Annotated in this window: 15 protein-coding genes; 7 read left to right on the forward strand and 8 right to left on the reverse strand. The window is 35.5% G+C overall.

Annotation, left to right across the window (positions count from 1 at the left end):
- Nucleotides 1–20 precede the first annotated feature (20 nt).
- Entirely contained in the window at nt 21–749 is a 729-nt protein-coding gene (locus AC51AA_RS14900) for a TrmH family RNA methyltransferase (RefSeq protein WP_500703016.1), read from the forward strand.
- Between the two features lie 9 nt (nt 750–758).
- Here AC51AA_RS14900 and porT read toward each other — a convergent pair whose 3' ends face one another.
- From porT to AC51AA_RS14920, 4 genes are all read right to left on the reverse strand, one after another.
- On the reverse strand, nt 759–1,475 hold the full coding sequence (porT, locus tag AC51AA_RS14905; RefSeq protein ID WP_500703017.1) for a type IX secretion/gliding motility protein PorT/SprT: 717 nt from the start codon (nt 1,473–1,475) through the stop codon (nt 759–761).
- A 1-nt stretch (nt 1,476) separates the two neighbouring features.
- Complete coding sequence (ubiE, locus tag AC51AA_RS14910; protein ID WP_500703018.1) at nt 1,477–2,208, reverse strand: bifunctional demethylmenaquinone methyltransferase/2-methoxy-6-polyprenyl-1,4-benzoquinol methylase UbiE; 732 nt, start codon at nt 2,206–2,208, stop codon at nt 1,477–1,479.
- Nucleotides 2,209–2,437: 229 nt separating this feature from the next.
- Nucleotides 2,438–2,920, reverse strand: a complete 483-nt coding sequence (locus tag AC51AA_RS14915) for a dihydrofolate reductase (protein ID WP_500703019.1) — start codon at nt 2,918–2,920, stop codon at nt 2,438–2,440.
- Nucleotides 2,921–2,931: 11 nt separating this feature from the next.
- The gene (locus AC51AA_RS14920) at nt 2,932–3,279 is read right to left on the reverse strand and encodes a 2TM domain-containing protein (protein WP_500703020.1); all 348 of its coding nucleotides are present in this window, start codon (nt 3,277–3,279) and stop codon (nt 2,932–2,934) included.
- 237 nt (nt 3,280–3,516) lie between these two features.
- On the opposite strand from AC51AA_RS14920, the gene AC51AA_RS14925 reads away from it, so the two are divergent.
- Nucleotides 3,517–3,813 carry an isoamylase early set domain-containing protein gene (locus AC51AA_RS14925; protein ID WP_500703021.1) on the forward strand — a complete coding sequence of 99 codons (297 nt, stop codon included), beginning with the start codon at nt 3,517–3,519 and terminating at the stop codon, nt 3,811–3,813.
- 31 nt (nt 3,814–3,844) lie between these two features.
- Here AC51AA_RS14925 and AC51AA_RS14930 read toward each other — a convergent pair whose 3' ends face one another.
- From AC51AA_RS14930 to AC51AA_RS14945, 4 genes are all read right to left on the reverse strand, one after another.
- Nucleotides 3,845–4,696, reverse strand: coding sequence for a thymidylate synthase (locus AC51AA_RS14930; RefSeq protein ID WP_500703022.1), 852 nt, complete (start codon nt 4,694–4,696; stop codon nt 3,845–3,847).
- Nucleotides 4,697–4,766: 70 nt separating this feature from the next.
- Complete coding sequence (locus AC51AA_RS14935; protein ID WP_500703023.1) at nt 4,767–5,396, reverse strand: bifunctional nuclease family protein; 630 nt, start codon at nt 5,394–5,396, stop codon at nt 4,767–4,769.
- Between the two features lie 164 nt (nt 5,397–5,560).
- Nucleotides 5,561–6,529, reverse strand: coding sequence for an electron transfer flavoprotein subunit alpha/FixB family protein (locus tag AC51AA_RS14940; RefSeq protein ID WP_500703024.1), 969 nt, complete (start codon nt 6,527–6,529; stop codon nt 5,561–5,563).
- Between the two features lie 104 nt (nt 6,530–6,633).
- Nucleotides 6,634–7,380 carry an electron transfer flavoprotein subunit beta/FixA family protein gene (locus AC51AA_RS14945; protein ID WP_500703025.1) on the reverse strand — a complete coding sequence of 249 codons (747 nt, stop codon included), beginning with the start codon at nt 7,378–7,380 and terminating at the stop codon, nt 6,634–6,636.
- Nucleotides 7,381–8,133: 753 nt separating this feature from the next.
- On the opposite strand from AC51AA_RS14945, the gene AC51AA_RS14950 reads away from it, so the two are divergent.
- The 5 genes from AC51AA_RS14950 (at nt 8,134) to AC51AA_RS14970 (ending at nt 15,786) form a co-directional block, all read left to right on the forward strand.
- Nucleotides 8,134–9,111, forward strand: coding sequence for a pyruvate dehydrogenase complex E1 component subunit beta (locus AC51AA_RS14950; protein WP_500703026.1), 978 nt, complete (start codon nt 8,134–8,136; stop codon nt 9,109–9,111).
- A gap of 67 nt (nt 9,112–9,178) precedes the next feature.
- Nucleotides 9,179–11,680: a DUF5686 and carboxypeptidase-like regulatory domain-containing protein gene (locus tag AC51AA_RS14955; protein WP_500703027.1), complete on the forward strand. Its 2,502-nt coding sequence runs from the start codon at nt 9,179–9,181 to the stop codon at nt 11,678–11,680.
- A gap of 187 nt (nt 11,681–11,867) precedes the next feature.
- Nucleotides 11,868–12,467 carry a DNA-3-methyladenine glycosylase family protein gene (locus AC51AA_RS14960; protein WP_500705645.1) on the forward strand — a complete coding sequence of 200 codons (600 nt, stop codon included), beginning with the start codon at nt 11,868–11,870 and terminating at the stop codon, nt 12,465–12,467.
- A 109-nt stretch (nt 12,468–12,576) separates the two neighbouring features.
- Entirely contained in the window at nt 12,577–13,107 is a 531-nt protein-coding gene (locus AC51AA_RS14965) for an inorganic diphosphatase (protein ID WP_500703028.1), read from the forward strand.
- A gap of 114 nt (nt 13,108–13,221) precedes the next feature.
- The gene (locus tag AC51AA_RS14970) at nt 13,222–15,786 is read left to right on the forward strand and encodes a sodium-translocating pyrophosphatase (RefSeq protein ID WP_500703029.1); all 2,565 of its coding nucleotides are present in this window, start codon (nt 13,222–13,224) and stop codon (nt 15,784–15,786) included.
- Nucleotides 15,787–15,843: the final 57 nt, after the last annotated feature.

Genomic DNA, 15,843 nt, shown 5'->3' on the forward strand with positions numbered 1-15,843 from the left:
ATTCAAAAGTACATTATTTTATGGTTAGTAAAAACCAAATAAAACTAATATCAAGTTTACATCAAAAAAAGCAACGTTTTGCAAATCAATTATTTTTTGCCGAAGGCGTAAAAGTAATTCAAGAATTGTTGCAATCTAATTTTGAGTTGGAACATTTGTATACAACTCTAAATGATTTTGAACTGGTTCCGTCTTCAAAACGAACCCTAATTGATGAGCAAGAACTTAAAAAAATAAGTGCTTTATCCACTCCAAATTCATGTTTAGCGGTATTCAAAATTCCTGCCGAAAATAAAATAATCGACTCGGGTTTGATCGTAGCATTAGACGATATTCGTGATCCTGGAAATCTAGGAACGATTTTACGTCTTTGTGATTGGTTTGGTATCAAACAAATTATTTGTTCTAAAGAAACCGTTGATATTTATAATCCAAAGGTAGTGCAAGCTACAATGGGGTCTATTGCTAGAGTAAACGTAAATTATGTTGATTTGAAAACGTTTATTGCGCAAACAAAACTAGCTGTTTTTGGAACTTTTATGGACGGCGAAAACATTTATCAATCGACTTTACCCGAAAGCGGAATCATTATTATGGGTAACGAAGCCAATGGTATTTCGGCAGAGATTGAAAAAACAGTTACAAGCCGACTCAGTATTCCTAGATTTGGAGACCTACAAAAAACAGAAAGTTTAAATGTAGCTACCGCAACAGCAATTATCCTTAGTGAGTTTAAACGTAATAGTTAGTTTTTTGTTTTAATGAAACGTGAAATTAATTAAAAGTGCTCTTGATTTCATAGAATCAATGTTGTCTGTCCAAGCACTCGCTCCCTTTTCTGGATTGTCACGAATTAATTCATCACTGATACCAAACATTCCTCGAATAGAAGGAGAGAAGATGAAGTATTCGGTGAAAATATCAATTCCAAAGCCTAATTCATAAGCTGCGGTCCATGGTTTTACTCTAAATTTCCCTTCAAAGTTGTCATCCAGAGATTTTGAGTTGCTGGATAGATTTAGGGTGGTGGATACTCCGCCTACTAAATAGGGACGAACATTTCCGGTACGCAAAGAAGAGAATTTTAATAATAAAGGGAAGTGAATATAGGTGCTGTTTACTTCTCTTAAGTAATCTTTAGGTGTGTTGCCTATTCCTGGAAAGTATAAATCACGTTTGGTGTAATACAAGCCAGGTTCAAAGCGTAAATTAATATATTCTTGTAGACGTAAATCCGCTACAACACCAACATTAAAACCCGTTGTCTTTTTTACTTGAATGTCTTGAGGGGTAACCTCTTTGTAATCAAATTTAAAGTCAAAACTGTTGAATCCTAAGTAGTACCCGAAGTAAAGACGTTGTTGTTGCCAGTTTTCAAGGTTGATAATAGGATCTTTGCTAAACATACTTTTAGCAAATTGCGAATATCCGTTGGTCGTTAAGACTAATAAAAGTAAGACTACAATTTTTTTCATACTATTTTTTAGATGCAGAATAAATGGTTGCTACTCCAAAAGTTTGAGGCATAGCCACAACATCTATAAACCCCGTTTTTCTTAAAATATTGTTGAGCGCTTCTCCATATGGGAAAACGGCAGCAGATTCAGATAAGTAACCATAAGCAGAATTGTCTTTAGAAAACAATTTACCTATAATAGGGAGGATGTTCTTGCTGTAGAATTTATAACCTTGTTTGTAAGGTGTTTTGTCTGGCACTGAAGTTTCTAAAATGACAAATACACCATTTGGTTTTAAAACTCGTAAGATTTCGGCAAAACCTTTTTCCAAATGTTCAAAATTTCGTACGCCAAAACCGACTGTTATAGCATCGAAATAATTGTCCTGGAAAGGCATTTTTTCAGAATCTGCTAAAACTAGTTCAATGATATTTGATAATTTCTTTTCTTCGATTTTCTTTTTTCCAACCTCAAGCATTCCTGCTGAAATGTCTAGGCCAATGATTTTTTCCGCATTGGTTTGGGCCATTAAGATGGCTAAGTCACCAGTTCCAGTTGCAATATCAAGAATGATTTTAGGTTTGGCATCCGAAACTATTTTTAATACTTTTTTTCGCCATTTGGTGTCAATACCAAATGAAATGACACGATTTAAATTGTCATAGTTCCCCGAAATATTATCAAACATTTGGGCAACTTGCTCTTTTTTACCTAAAGAAGAGTTTTTATATGGGGTGATTTTTTCAGACATTATTTTTATTTACGCAAATATAAACAATCTAGCTTAACTGTAATTGCGTTTTTTAAATGTTAAAGTAAATGTGTTGTCAGAGAGTATTAAATGAAGGCTATTGTACCGTATTACAGAGATAGAATAAGTGTTTTTTTGGTTTGTAAACGACCTAAAATAGGGAGTAGTTCATATTAATTTTTCACGAAAACAAGGGGAGTAAAAATAAAAGCTATAAAAACGATTGTTTTTATAGCTTGATATACGTTTCATAGGTATAGTCGTAAAGATGTTTTTCATCTTTAAAATTTTCTTCAGACTCTACAAGCTTCCATTCGCTTTTGCTGATTCTTGGAAAGAAAGCATCTGCGTCAAAAGTATGGTGAACTTTGGTGAGTTCTATAATGTCGGTATAGGGTAAGGCCAAAGTATAAATTTCACCTCCTCCAATGATATAAGAATCTTCGTCTTTTGGGCATAACGCAATGGCTTCCTCGATACTGTTGACCACAATACAGCCTTCTGGTTTATAATCGGTCTGACGGGTAATCACAATGTGTACTCTATTGGGTAGTGGTTTAGGAAAACTCTCAAAAGTTTTTCTACCCATAATAATATGGTGGTTTGTAGTAAGTGATTTGAATCTCTTGAAATCATTTGGTAAGTGCCAAACTAGTTCATTGTTTTTTCCTAGAGCATTGTTTTCGGCAACAGCCGCTATCATTATAATCATGGTCTGTGAAGCTAAATTTTATTTTGGGTCTCCTCCTCAGTTATTTTGGATTCCAATTGATTGATTCTTTTTTGTTGCAAAGCAACAAGTCTATCAATTTGTTCTCTTTCCCATTTTTTATTCATGAATCTATCGGTAATATAGACTTTTATAAAGTGTAGGATAAAGAGGAAGAACCAGATGGTTATGCCCCAAAGGCACCAATTTTGTGCTGTGTTGGCGCCAAAATCAAAAAATCTATCGGCAATAAATAAAAATAAACTTCCTAATAGAAAAAGTACAAAATGAAAATATAGGACCTTCTTTTGTCTAATCCTTCTTCTGGCATATTCGTATTGTTCGTGTACTTCTTTTTCCATAAGATATAAATGAGGTTATAAAGTTAGAATTTATTTTGAAAAGACCCTATTTTGAAGCTACAATATTTAAGTCATAAGGTGGTGTAGATTTGAAATGTAGAAAATTTACTGCTTTAAAATAGTGATGTAATTAAAAAAGAGACGTCTTTTTGATATTATGATAAATCGGATAGTAGTGTGTTGACGGTTTGAATGATTTTGAGTAATTTGGTCTATGAATCTAAAAACGAAATAGTTATGTCTTTAAAGAAGCAATTTATCAAAACCAAACCAGTGTGTAAGGTTACTTTTTCTGTCGATGCAAAAAATGCTAATTCAGCCGCAGTAGTCGGGGATTTTAATAATTGGAATGTGGAAGAAGGGACTTTGAGTAAGTTAAAAAATGGAACTTTTAAAGTTACTTATGACTTGGTTAAAGATAGCATTTATGAGTTTAAGTATATAATCGATGGTTTGTATGTGAATGATCCTGAGGCGGATTCTTATCGATGGAATGATTTTGCTGGAAGTGAAAATAGTGTTTTAGTTGTATGAAAAAATCCGCTTAGCGGATTTTTTTTATTTATTATACAGCAACGCTGCCTTTGATACCAGCATGTGGCTCGTAATCTAAAAGGGTAAAGTCATTGTAGTCAAAATCGAATATGTTTTTAATTTCGGGATTCAAAATCATTTTTGGCAATGGTTTTGGTTCACGTGTTAATTGCAATTCTAATTGCTCAAAATGATTGTTATAGATATGTGCATCGCCAAAAGTATGAATGAATTCGCCTACTTCTAGATCACATACTTGAGCAATCATCATGGTTAACAAAGCATAGGAAGCAATGTTAAAGGGAACTCCTAAAAATATATCAGCACTTCGTTGGTATAATTGACAGGATAATTTTCCTTTTGTTTCTCCTTTTTCAAGGTCAGGACTTGCTACATAAAACTGAAAAAAAGCATGACAAGGCGGTAGTGCTGCTTTGTTATTGGCTACATTCTCTTCAAATGATTTAGTCGTGTCTGGTAAAACAGAAGGGTTCCATGCTGAAACCAGCATTCTACGGCTATTTGGATTTGTCTTTAGTTCGGTAATTAATTCAGTAATTTGATCAATTTCTTCACTATTCCAATTGCGCCATTGGTGGCCGTAAACAGGTCCTAGATTCCCTTGAGGATCTGCCCATGCATCCCAAATTTTAACTCCGTTTTCTTGAAGATATTTGATGTTGGTGTCTCCTTTTAAAAACCAAAGCAATTCGTAAATGATAGATTTTAAGTGTAGTTTTTTGGTGGTTACCATTGGGAAACCTTCACTTAAATCAAAACGCATTTGGTAGCCAAAAACACTTTTTGTTCCTGTCCCAGTACGGTCTCCTTTTTGACAGCCGTTTTCTAAAACATGCTGTACTAAATCTAAGTATTGTTTCATTTATAATGTATTCTTTTACTCGTTTATGGTTTGTTTGATTAAGCAGTTAAACAAAACGACGAGTAAACAATTAAGATTCTCTTTTTGAGATTTCGTCTCTAATTTTTGCTGCCTTTTCATAGTCTTCCTGAGAAACGGCTAGATCTAAAAGCTCGTTTAATTCTTGAAGGCTATGTTTAGCGTATATGTCGCCAGATTGATTGCTCTCTTCTTCATGTCCAAAAGTTTCTGGATTCGAAAGTACATCGTCGATCTCCTGAGACCCTGGGTCTGTTTCGGCTGTATTTGATTTTAAATAAATACCGGCTTTATCTAAAATGTTTTTATAAGTAAAAATCGGAGCATTAAAGCGTAGGGCCAATGCAATAGCATCTGATGTTCTAGCATCAATGATTTCTTCAATTTTATCTCTCTCACAAATTAAACTCGAATAAAAAACGCCATCTACCAATTTGTGAATGATCACTTGTTTTACTACGATGTCAAATCTTTCTGCGAAGTTTTTGAATAAATCGTGTGTTAAAGGGCGAGGAGGTTTGATCTCTTTTTCTAAGGCAATAGCAATGGACTGGGCTTCAAAAGCGCCAATTACTATAGGTAATTTTCGTTCACCATCAACTTCATTCAAAATCAAGGCATAAGCGCCATTTTGAGTTTGGCTGTATGATATTCCTTTTATGGATAATTTTACTAGACTCATATATGTGGGTAAAAAGGGCAATTAATGCCTCATTTTAATACTTTTTTTGATTGAAAAATAAAGGTGCAATTTTAATCAAAAAATATGGAACAAAAAAGCTACCTAAAGCAAAGATACGATTATCTTATTTTTAGGTAGCTATATTTTTAAAGAGAATTTTTAAATTAAGAATGTTGAGCTTTAAAGGCTTTTAATTTCTCAATTAGTTGGGGTACAATTTCAAAGGCATCTCCAACTACTCCGTAGTCCGCTACTTTAAAGAAGGGTGCTTCAGGGTCGTTATTGATTACTAATTTTACTTTTGAAGAGTTGATACCCGCAATGTGTTGAATGGCTCCTGAGATTCCAATGGCAATATATAAATTTGTGGCAACAGGTTTTCCTGTTTGTCCAACGTGTTCGCTATGAGGTCTCCAGCCTAAGTCAGAAACGGGTTTAGAACAAGCAGTAGCTGCTCCTAAAACTGCAGCTAGATCTTCAATCAATCCCCAGTTTTCTGGACCTTTCAATCCACGACCACCAGAAACGACAACATCAGCGTCTGCAATGGAAACTTTTCCAGTTACTTTTTCTACTGATTCTACTTTTACGCCAAAGTCATTATCTCCAATGCTAGGGTTAAAATCTTCTTCAGTTGCTGATCCAGCATTTTCAAAAATTCCATAAGAGTTTTTAGCTAAACCAAGAACTTTTACGTCCGTATTGATTTCAGTAATATTAAACGCCTTGTTAGAGAAAGCATTTCTTTTTACTTGAAAAGGAGAGGTGCTTAGAGGTAAGCCCACCACGTTTGAAGCAAAACCAGCCTCTAGTGCTACTGCAACTAATGAGGAAAGGTAAATACTGTCTGTACTTGAAGATAGTAATACTACTTTTGTGCTTTCTTTTTGTGCTGCTTGTTTGATGACATCGGCATATGCCTTAGCGGTAAAACCAGCTAATTTGTCGTTGGTTACTTTAAGGACTTTGTCAACTCCGTATTTCGACAGTTCGCTAACATCACTTGTATTGATTGTTAATGCGGTAACGGTTGTTCCTAATGATTCGGCAAGTTTTTTAGCGTATGATGCCAATTCAAAAGCTACCTTTTTAAATTTTCCTTCTGCAGATTCTGCGTATATTAATATTGACATGATTTTTTGGTTTAAAAGTTTGAAGTTTGCTTCGCCTGTTTGAGCAAAGCTCTCGGGGCAGGTTTGCAGTTTGGGAACTGAAAACAGCTATTCAATACGGATTATTAGATCACTTTTGCTTCGTTGTGTAATAAATTGATTAACTCATCTAAATTATCGGCAGCGACTAATTTTACTGCTGATTTTGGAGCTGGTTTTTCAAATTTTACTGCTTTAGTATTTACTGGAGCGTCAATTGGCTCCAAAATAGTAAGTACTTTTGTTCTTGCTGTCATAATCCCTCTCATGTTGGGAATACGTAAATCTTTTTCTTCAACAAGTCCTTTTTGCCCCCCAATAATTAAAGGTAAGGTAGTGCTTACTGTTTCTTTTCCACCGTCAATTTCACGAACTGCTTTCACGTTGTTACCGTCAACTGTTATGTTTGTACAAGAGTTTAAAAAGTTAGCACCTAAAATTCCAGAAATCATTCCAGGAACCATTCCTCCATTATAATCTAAAGATTCTTTTCCAGCGATCACTAAGTCATAACCACCGTTTTTAATTACTTCAGCCAATTGTTTGGCAACAAAAAAACCATCTGTTGGGTTAGCATTGATACGAATTGCTTCGTTAGCACCAATAGCCAATGCTTTACGTAAAGTTGGTTCAGTGTCAGGTCCTCCAACGTTTACCACTGTTACTGTAGCGCCTTGTTGCTCTTGAAACCAAATTGCGCGTGTTAGACCAAACTCATCATTAGGATTAATTACATATTGTACACCATTGGTATCAAATTCTGAATCACCATTGGAAAAGTTAATTTTTGAAGTAGTATCAGGTACATGACTGATGCAAACTAATATTTTCATAAGTGGGTTTTTTATGTTGGTTATATACTTTTACAAATTTAGAATTTAATTTGGAATAATTATACTATGCACGCATAATATTTTAAAAGCTATTACGATTTCGCAAAATGTCAAATTTTAGAAATTATTTGTTATATGCGAAAGGGGATTAAGAAAAATCAATGATAATCTTTTACTCAATCATTGGTAATGGTAGTGTTGGTTGGTCCTATTTAAGGGATGTTCATTTAATAAATAATAGATAAAGATATGAAATTGTTTCTTATAGAGGCTTACAGAAAGGGGGAGTAAATGGGGCTTATTTGATACTTGTCTCACTGCTCAGGGTAATTACAAAGCAATTGCACAATATTCTGAAAGATAATTCCTTTAGGTAATATGAAACTGCTCTTCAGCTCAAATCTGATTCGGATTTAGGATGATAATTCACATAGTAAAGGGCCTATATCAATGCAAAAAATCCCCAAGTACAAACCAAAGAAATCGATTTTTTTAACTTTCTATTTGGTACCAAAATTCAGTAGCTTCTTAAAAAAATTTCTGTTATCTTTTTCTGCTGAAAATACAAAATCCACTCAATTCATGGCAGAACCATCTTCATTATATCGATTTCGCCAGCCAAGGGATGTGTTTTGGAAAAGTTAAAACCTTAGTAGGGGGGTAAGTTCTTGTGATTTTAAACCTAATTTATGCATTTAAGTTATTTAAAATATTTATTTTTGCTTTTCAGAAAATTCAACATACAATATAAATATGAGAACAATACAATTTAGAGAGGCCATTTGCGAAGCGATGAGCGAAGAGATGCGTCACGATGAATCCATATATTTAATGGGCGAAGAAGTAGCAGAATATAATGGAGCATATAAAGCTTCAAAAGGAATGCTTGCTGAGTTTGGTGAAAAAAGAGTAATTGATACTCCTATTGCTGAGCTTGGTTTTACAGGAATTGCAGTAGGATCAGCTATGAATGGTTGTCGTCCTATTGTTGAGTATATGACGTTCAACTTCTGTTTAGTAGGTATTGATCAAATTATAAATAATGCTGCTAAAATGCGTCAAATGACAGGTGGACAATTTAATGTGCCTATCGTTTTTCGTGGACCAACTGCTTCTGCAGGTCAATTAGGAGCAACACACTCTCAAGCTTTAGAAAACTGGTTTGCAAATACTCCAGGTCTTAAAGTGGTTGTGCCTTCAACTCCTTATGATGCAAAAGGACTTTTAAAAGCTGCCATTCGTGATAATGATCCTGTAATTTTTATGGAATCTGAGCAAATGTATGGTGATAAAGGTGAAGTGCCAGACGGAGAATACACTATTCCACTAGGAGTTGCTGATATCAAACGTGAAGGAACAGATGTAACTATCGTATCTTTTGGTAAAATTATCAAAGAAGCTTTTATTGCTGCAGATGAATTGGCTAAAGAGGGGATTTCATGTGAAATCATCGATTTAAGAACAGTTCGTCCAATGGATAATGAGGCAATCTTAAAGTCTGTTAAGAAAACAAACCGTTTAGTAATTTTGGAAGAAGCTTGGCCATTCGCTAGTATTTCTTCTGAAATCACCTATATCGTACAAGAACAGGCGTTCGATTTCCTTGATGCGCCAATTCAACGTATTACGACTGCAGATACTCCTGCTCCTTACTCTCCTGTATTGCTTAAAGACTGGTTGCCAAACGCTGGCGATGTAGTAAAAGCAGTTAAGAAAGTAATGTACAAATAGTCAATTTAACCATACTTATAAAACTTCATCAGTCATATTTATTGATGAAGTTTTTTTTTGCTAGATTATGAAAAAGATAATTTTACTCAGCTTGTTTTTTGTATTTGCTCTCGCAAATATGGTTACTGCACAAACTAAAGTGAGCGGAATTGTTTTGGATAAATCGAATCAACCTGTTCCCTTTGCTAATATTGTTTTTAAAGGATCCAATACAGGAATAGTTTCTAATGAAGACGGACGTTTTTATTTAGAATCGCCAATCACCTACACCACTTTACTGGTGAGTTCGGCTGGATTTTCAGACAGAGAAGTGACCTTAGACAAATCCGTTAATTACGATTTTAAAATTGTTTTGAGTGAAGCTGAAGCACTCAATGAAGTGGTAATCTTTACAGGGAAAACATCTAAAAAGAATAATCCTGCACTTGATATATTGAGGAAAATATGGGAGAGGAAACGTAAAAACGGTCTGTACCAATTCAATCAATATCAAATGCAAAAGTACGAGAAAGTTGAGTTTGATATGAACACAATTGACAGTGCTTTTATGAAAAACAAACTCTTCAAAGGAATGGAGTTTGTGTTTCAACATGTGGATACATCAGAGGTTACTGGGAAGACGTATTTGCCTATTTTTATCAGTGAATCATTGTATGATGTTTACGGTGATAATAAATTAAAGAAAACAAAAGAAAATATTACGGGAAATAAAACCTCTGGTTTTAATGGGAATCAACAAATTCTATCATTTGTAAAAGACCTGTATTCAGACTACAATATTTATGATAACCATCTTAAATTTTTTGATAAAAGCTTTACGAGTCCATTATCAAAAACAGGGATTGATGTGTATAATTATGTCCTAAAAGACAGTGCTTATATTGATAAAAAATGGTGTTATAACATTGTTTTTTATCCAAGACGTAAAAACGAATTGACTTTTAAAGGAGATTTTTGGGTAAATGATACCACTTTTGCTATTAAGAAAATAAACATGGCAGTGACCAAAAGTGCCAATATTAACTGGGTAAAAGACATTTATATTGAACAAGAATTCGCGGTAGAAAATGATTCTGTCTTCCTATTGACACGTGATTATATGATGTCCGATTTTGCGTTGAATAAAAAAGAAAGTTCTAAAGGCGTTTATGGAAAACGAACGACCTTATATAGGGATCATAAATTCAATATCAGTAAACCCGAAAGTTTTTACAAAGATGAAGTCAATTATATTGACAACGAAGTGTACAATAAAAGCAATGAATTTTGGGAAGAGAATCGATTTGAGAAACTCAATAAAGACGAACAAGGTGTTTATAAAATGTTGGATACCTTGCAAACGGTTAAAAGATTTAAGCAGCTTTATAGTTTAGTATCGATCTTGGGAAGTGGTTATGTGGAATTCAAGAATTTTGATTTCGGACCCATTTTCTCGACCTTTGGTTATAATGAGGTAGAAGGTTTAAGGCTTAGGGCAGGAGGGCGAACTTATTTTGGACCGAATGATCCATGGCGTATTCAAGCCTATACCGCTTACGGTTTTGATGATAATAAGTTTAAGTACGGTTTCTCTGGAAAATGGATGGTCGATAAGAAAAATCGAGTTATTGTATCAGGAGGAAACAGGCGTGATATAGAACAAATAGGAGCTAGTTTAACCACTACAAATGATATTTTAGGTCGAAGTTTCGCGTCTTCTGCCTTGTTTACTACGGGCAGTAATGGGAAGTTGACCAATATTAATTTGACTAGTGTCTCTGTTGAAATGGAGCCTGTGAAAAACTTTGTGGTTCAAACGGGGATTTCTTATCGAACATTAGAATCAGCCTCAAAGACCTTCAGCTTGGATTATTATACGACTTTGCCAACGACAACTAATTCTACTGGAGTAGTAGCAAGTGCGGTAAAACAATTTGAAGCGAATGTTCAATTCGAATACATGCCCAACCGTAAAACCATTGGATTTGGGGTAGAGCGTAATCTGGTAGACAGTCCTTTTAGTCATTTCTTTGTTAATTTTAGTTATGGTCTTAAAGGTGTTTTAGATAGTGATTTTGCGTATGAAAAGGTACAATTGTTCTACAAGCAACCAATTATAATTGGTGCTCTGGGTAGGTCGAATATCATTTTGGAGACTGGAAAAACTTTTGGTACAATACCTTTAGGGTTAATGAGTGTGATTCCAGGAAATCAGACTTATTTTACCATTGAAAATACCTTTAGTAATCTGAATTTCTACGAGTTTATCACGGATCAGTATACCACCCTGCAATGGAATCATGATTTTGGAGGAAGATTGTTTTCCAGAATCCCCTTTATGAGGAAATTAAATTGGAGAGAGTTTGTGGGAGTAAAAGGGGTTTATGGAACTATTTCAGACGCTAACAGAGCTTTAAATGCTTCAGATCAGGTCTATGTTGCTCCAGAGAATGTGTATTGGGAATACAATGCTGGGATCGGAAATATCTTCAAAGTGTTCCGTATTGATTTTTCTTGGAGAGGAAGTTATTTGAATACGCCTGATGCCAATAAATTTGCTGTAAAAGGATCTTTCGGATTCTATTTCTAAAAGCAACATCATCAGTTTAAGGAAGGTCAAAATTTTTCGATCGTTTCGAATAAACGCCAAGTCATTAAGTTATGTAGCTTAATGAGTTGGTGTTTTTTTTATGCGTAAACTATTTTTTTTGCGTACTTTTAATTATGCTCAAAGGGCTGTCCTGTACAGATGGCTTTTTGAAACTGAAATCAACACCATGCAAGAAGCTATCGATTTTCTGTCTACCCAAAATCCAATATTTCAAGAAATTATCTCGAAATATGGATTGCCTCCAATCCCAAAACGCCCTCAGGGTTTTGAAACGTTGGTGTTGTTAATTCTCGAACAGCAGGTGTCTATAGATTCGGCCAAAGCCACATTTTTGAAAATTAAATCCCATACTGCTTGTAGTCCCGAATGTATGGTGGTTTTGTCAGAGCAGGAGTTTAGACTTCTTGGCGTAAGTCGGCAGAAAGCTACTTATATTAAAATTTTAGCCCAGACAGTCTTAAGTAAAGAATTGGATATTGAAAGTCTAGGTACTAAATCGGCACAGCAAGTTAGGGAAGAACTGCTAAGATTAAAGGGAATCGGAAATTGGACTATCGATATTTATTTGATGTTCTGCCTGCAAGAACCCGATTTAATCCCCCTGGGTGATATTGCCATTGTGAATACAATCAAGGAATTGCTTGATATTCACAGTAAAGAAGAGATGGAACGGTATACCTCTACATGGAGTCCGTATCGATCTTATGCAACATATTTGCTCTGGCATTATTATTTAAACAAACGAAATAGAAAAATCAGCTATTAATTGCCTGTTTTTTAAAAGTTAATGCTCAGATTCATCCGTTTTTTTATTGTAAAAAAGGATTCTTTAGTTACTTTTGCAATCGAAATTATAGAAATAATAAAAAACGAAAATGACGGCAGACAAACTAACGACTTTCGATGTATTGATCGAAATACCAAGAGGAAGCAGAAATAAATATGAGTACGATTTTGAAATCAAAAGAATGCGTTTTGATAGAATGTTGTTCTCTTCAATGATGTATCCAGCTGATTACGGATTTATTCCTGAAACTTTAGCTCTTGATGGTGATCCTCTTGATGTATTGGTTTTAGTAAATGAACCAACTTTTCCTGGATGTGTAATGGAAGTGAAGCCTATTGGAGTTTTCCATATGGCAGATGATAAAGGACCAGACGAAAAAATTATTTGTGTTCCTGTTTCGGATCCAATCTGGAATTCATTAGAAAACCTTTCAGATATTAATCCACACTTATTGAAAGAAATCGAGCATTTCTTCCAAGTGTACAAAGATCTTGAGAACAAACAAGTAGATGTTGAAGGTTGGGGAGATGTAAACGAAGCATTTGCAATCATTGCTGAGTGTACAAAACGCTTTAATGATATCGAAAACAAACCAGAAGGATTATTTAGTATTAAATAATTTTTAGTCCTTATTCTATTATAAAAAAAGCAATACTCCGTCAGGAGTATTGCTTTTTTGTTTAAATTCGTTTTAGTTAGTTTATTGACTATTAACCAAAACCACTAGGATATTATGAATTTATTTATGATTTATTTGCCAATTGTTATGGCAATTATAGGATTACTTTTCATGGGAATAAAAAGGACTTGGGTATTAAAACAAGATGCTGGTGATGGCAAAATGAAAGAGATTTCAGATCACATTTACGAAGGGGCACTTGCCTTTTTAAAAGCAGAATATCGCCTGTTAACTTTTTTTGTAATTGGTGCCAGTTTGGTCTTAGCTGGAGTTTCATTTATTGTCCCTACTACACATATTTTAATCGTTGTAGCCTTTGTTTTTGGGGCTTTTTTCTCTGCTTTAGCGGGGAATATGGGGATGAAGATTGCTACTAAAACAAATGTTAGAACAACTCAAGCAGCAAGAACGAGTTTGCCACAAGCCTTAAAGGTTTCTTTTGGCGGTGGAACGGTAATGGGCTTAGGGGTTGCCGGTTTAGCTGTTTTAGGTCTAACAGGATTCTTTATTGTTTTCTTTCAGGTATTTATGAATGGAGTGTGGACTTCATCTGAAGATATGACCAAAGTGTTGGAAACTTTAGCGGGTTTCTCTCTTGGTGCGGAATCTATTGCTTTGTTTGCCAGAGTGGGTGGGGGTATTTATACAAAAGCCGCCGATGTTGGTGCCGATCTAGTGGGTAAAATAGAAGCTGGGATTCCGGAAGATGATCCTCGTAATCCAGCTACAATTGCGGATAATGTAGGAGATAACGTTGGGGACGTTGCAGGTATGGGAGCTGACTTATTCGGTTCTTATGTAGCGACTGTTTTGGCAGCCATGGTGTTAGGAAACTACGTGATTAAGGATATGGGTGGAAATATTCAAGATGCTTTTGGAGGAATTGGGCCTATTTTATTGCCTATGTCCATTGCTGGTTTTGGAATTCTATTTTCTATTATAGGAACTACTTTGGTGAAAATAACCGATGATAATGCCAGAGAGGCGCAAGTTCAAAAAGCATTGAATATTGGAAACTGGGTTTCGATTGTTTTAACGGCAATCGCTTGTTTCTTTTTAGTACAATATATGTTGCCAGAAACCATGCAAATGAGCTTCTTTGGTGAAGGATCTAAAGCGATTTCCTCCATGCGTGTGTTTTATGCGACTTTGGTAGGATTAGTAGTGGGTGGTGCTATTTCATCTGTTACCGAATATTATACGGGCCTAGGTACAAAACCGGTTATGGCTATCGTACAAAAATCATCAACAGGTGCAGGAACAAATGTCATTGCAGGTTTGGCAACGGGAATGATTTCTACATTTCCAACGGTGTTGCTGTTTGCGGCCGCCATTTGGATTTCGTATGCGCTAGCTGGTTTTTATGGAGTTGCTTTAGCAGCATCAGCGATGATGGCTACAACGGCCATGCAATTGGCTATTGATGCTTTTGGTCCTATATCGGACAATGCCGGTGGAATTGCAGAAATGAGTGAATTGCCAAAAGAGGTTCGTACCAGAACCGATATTTTAGATTCTGTTGGAAATACGACAGCGGCAACAGGAAAAGGTTTTGCCATTGCTTCTGCAGCATTGACCTCATTAGCTTTGTTTGCGGCCTATGTAACTTTTACAGGTATCGATGGAATTAATATTTTTAAAGCTCCGGTTTTAGCGATGTTGTTTGTTGGTGGAATGATTCCGGTGGTGTTTTCCGCTTTAGCGATGAATTCGGTGGGAAAAGCAGCCATGGATATGGTGTATGAAGTACGACGTCAGTTTAAAGAAATTCCAGGTATTATGGAAGGAACTGGAAAACCGGAGTACGGAAAATGTGTAGAAATTTCTACTAAAGCCGCCTTGAGAGAAATGATGCTTCCGGGTATTTTAACCATTGGTTTTCCTATTGCTATAGTGTTGTTAGGGAAATTGGTTTACGGAGATAATAATCAATTAATCGCAGAAATGTTAGGAGGTTATATGGCTGGAGTTACCGTTTCTGGTGTGCTTTGGGCTGTTTTCCAAAACAATGCTGGAGGGGCTTGGGATAATGCCAAGAAATCTTTTGAAGCAGGAGTGATGATTAATGGAGAAATGACCTATAAAGGTTCCGATGCGCACAAGGCAGCAGTGACTGGAGATACGGTAGGAGATCCATTTAAAGATACCTCTGGTCCATCGATGAATATTTTAATTAAATTAACTTGTTTGATTGGTTTGGTGATGGCCCCTATTTTAGGAGATGGGCATTCGGCTTCCGCTATGGCTGGGAAAGAGGCCTGTTGTGCACAAAGTACTATGCATGCCGGAGGATATTCATCTAAAATGGATGTGGCAAAATTGGCTACTATGACCAGAGAAGAATGCGCTCAAATGTGCCTCGAAAAAGGATGTTCAGCTGAGGAGACGGCAAAATGTTTGGCTCATTATGATGCAAAGGATAAATATCTTTATACCAAAACGGATTGTTTTGATACGAGTAAATATAAAATGCAATCGGGTTCTGAACGCGTTGAAATGGTAGAACAGAATGGTAAAGTTGTGGCAAAAGTTACTAAAACCGTAGGTGGAAAAACGACCACAGCGACTTTTAAAGGAACTAAGGCTGAAGTAGAGGCTAAAATTAAAGCTTTTAAGTAAAAGGGTCTGTTATTGATAAATGAAAAATGCCTCTAAATTTAGAGGCATTTTTTATGA

This window comes from Flavobacterium sp. OHVDL-2026-0007 (assembly GCF_059882335.1).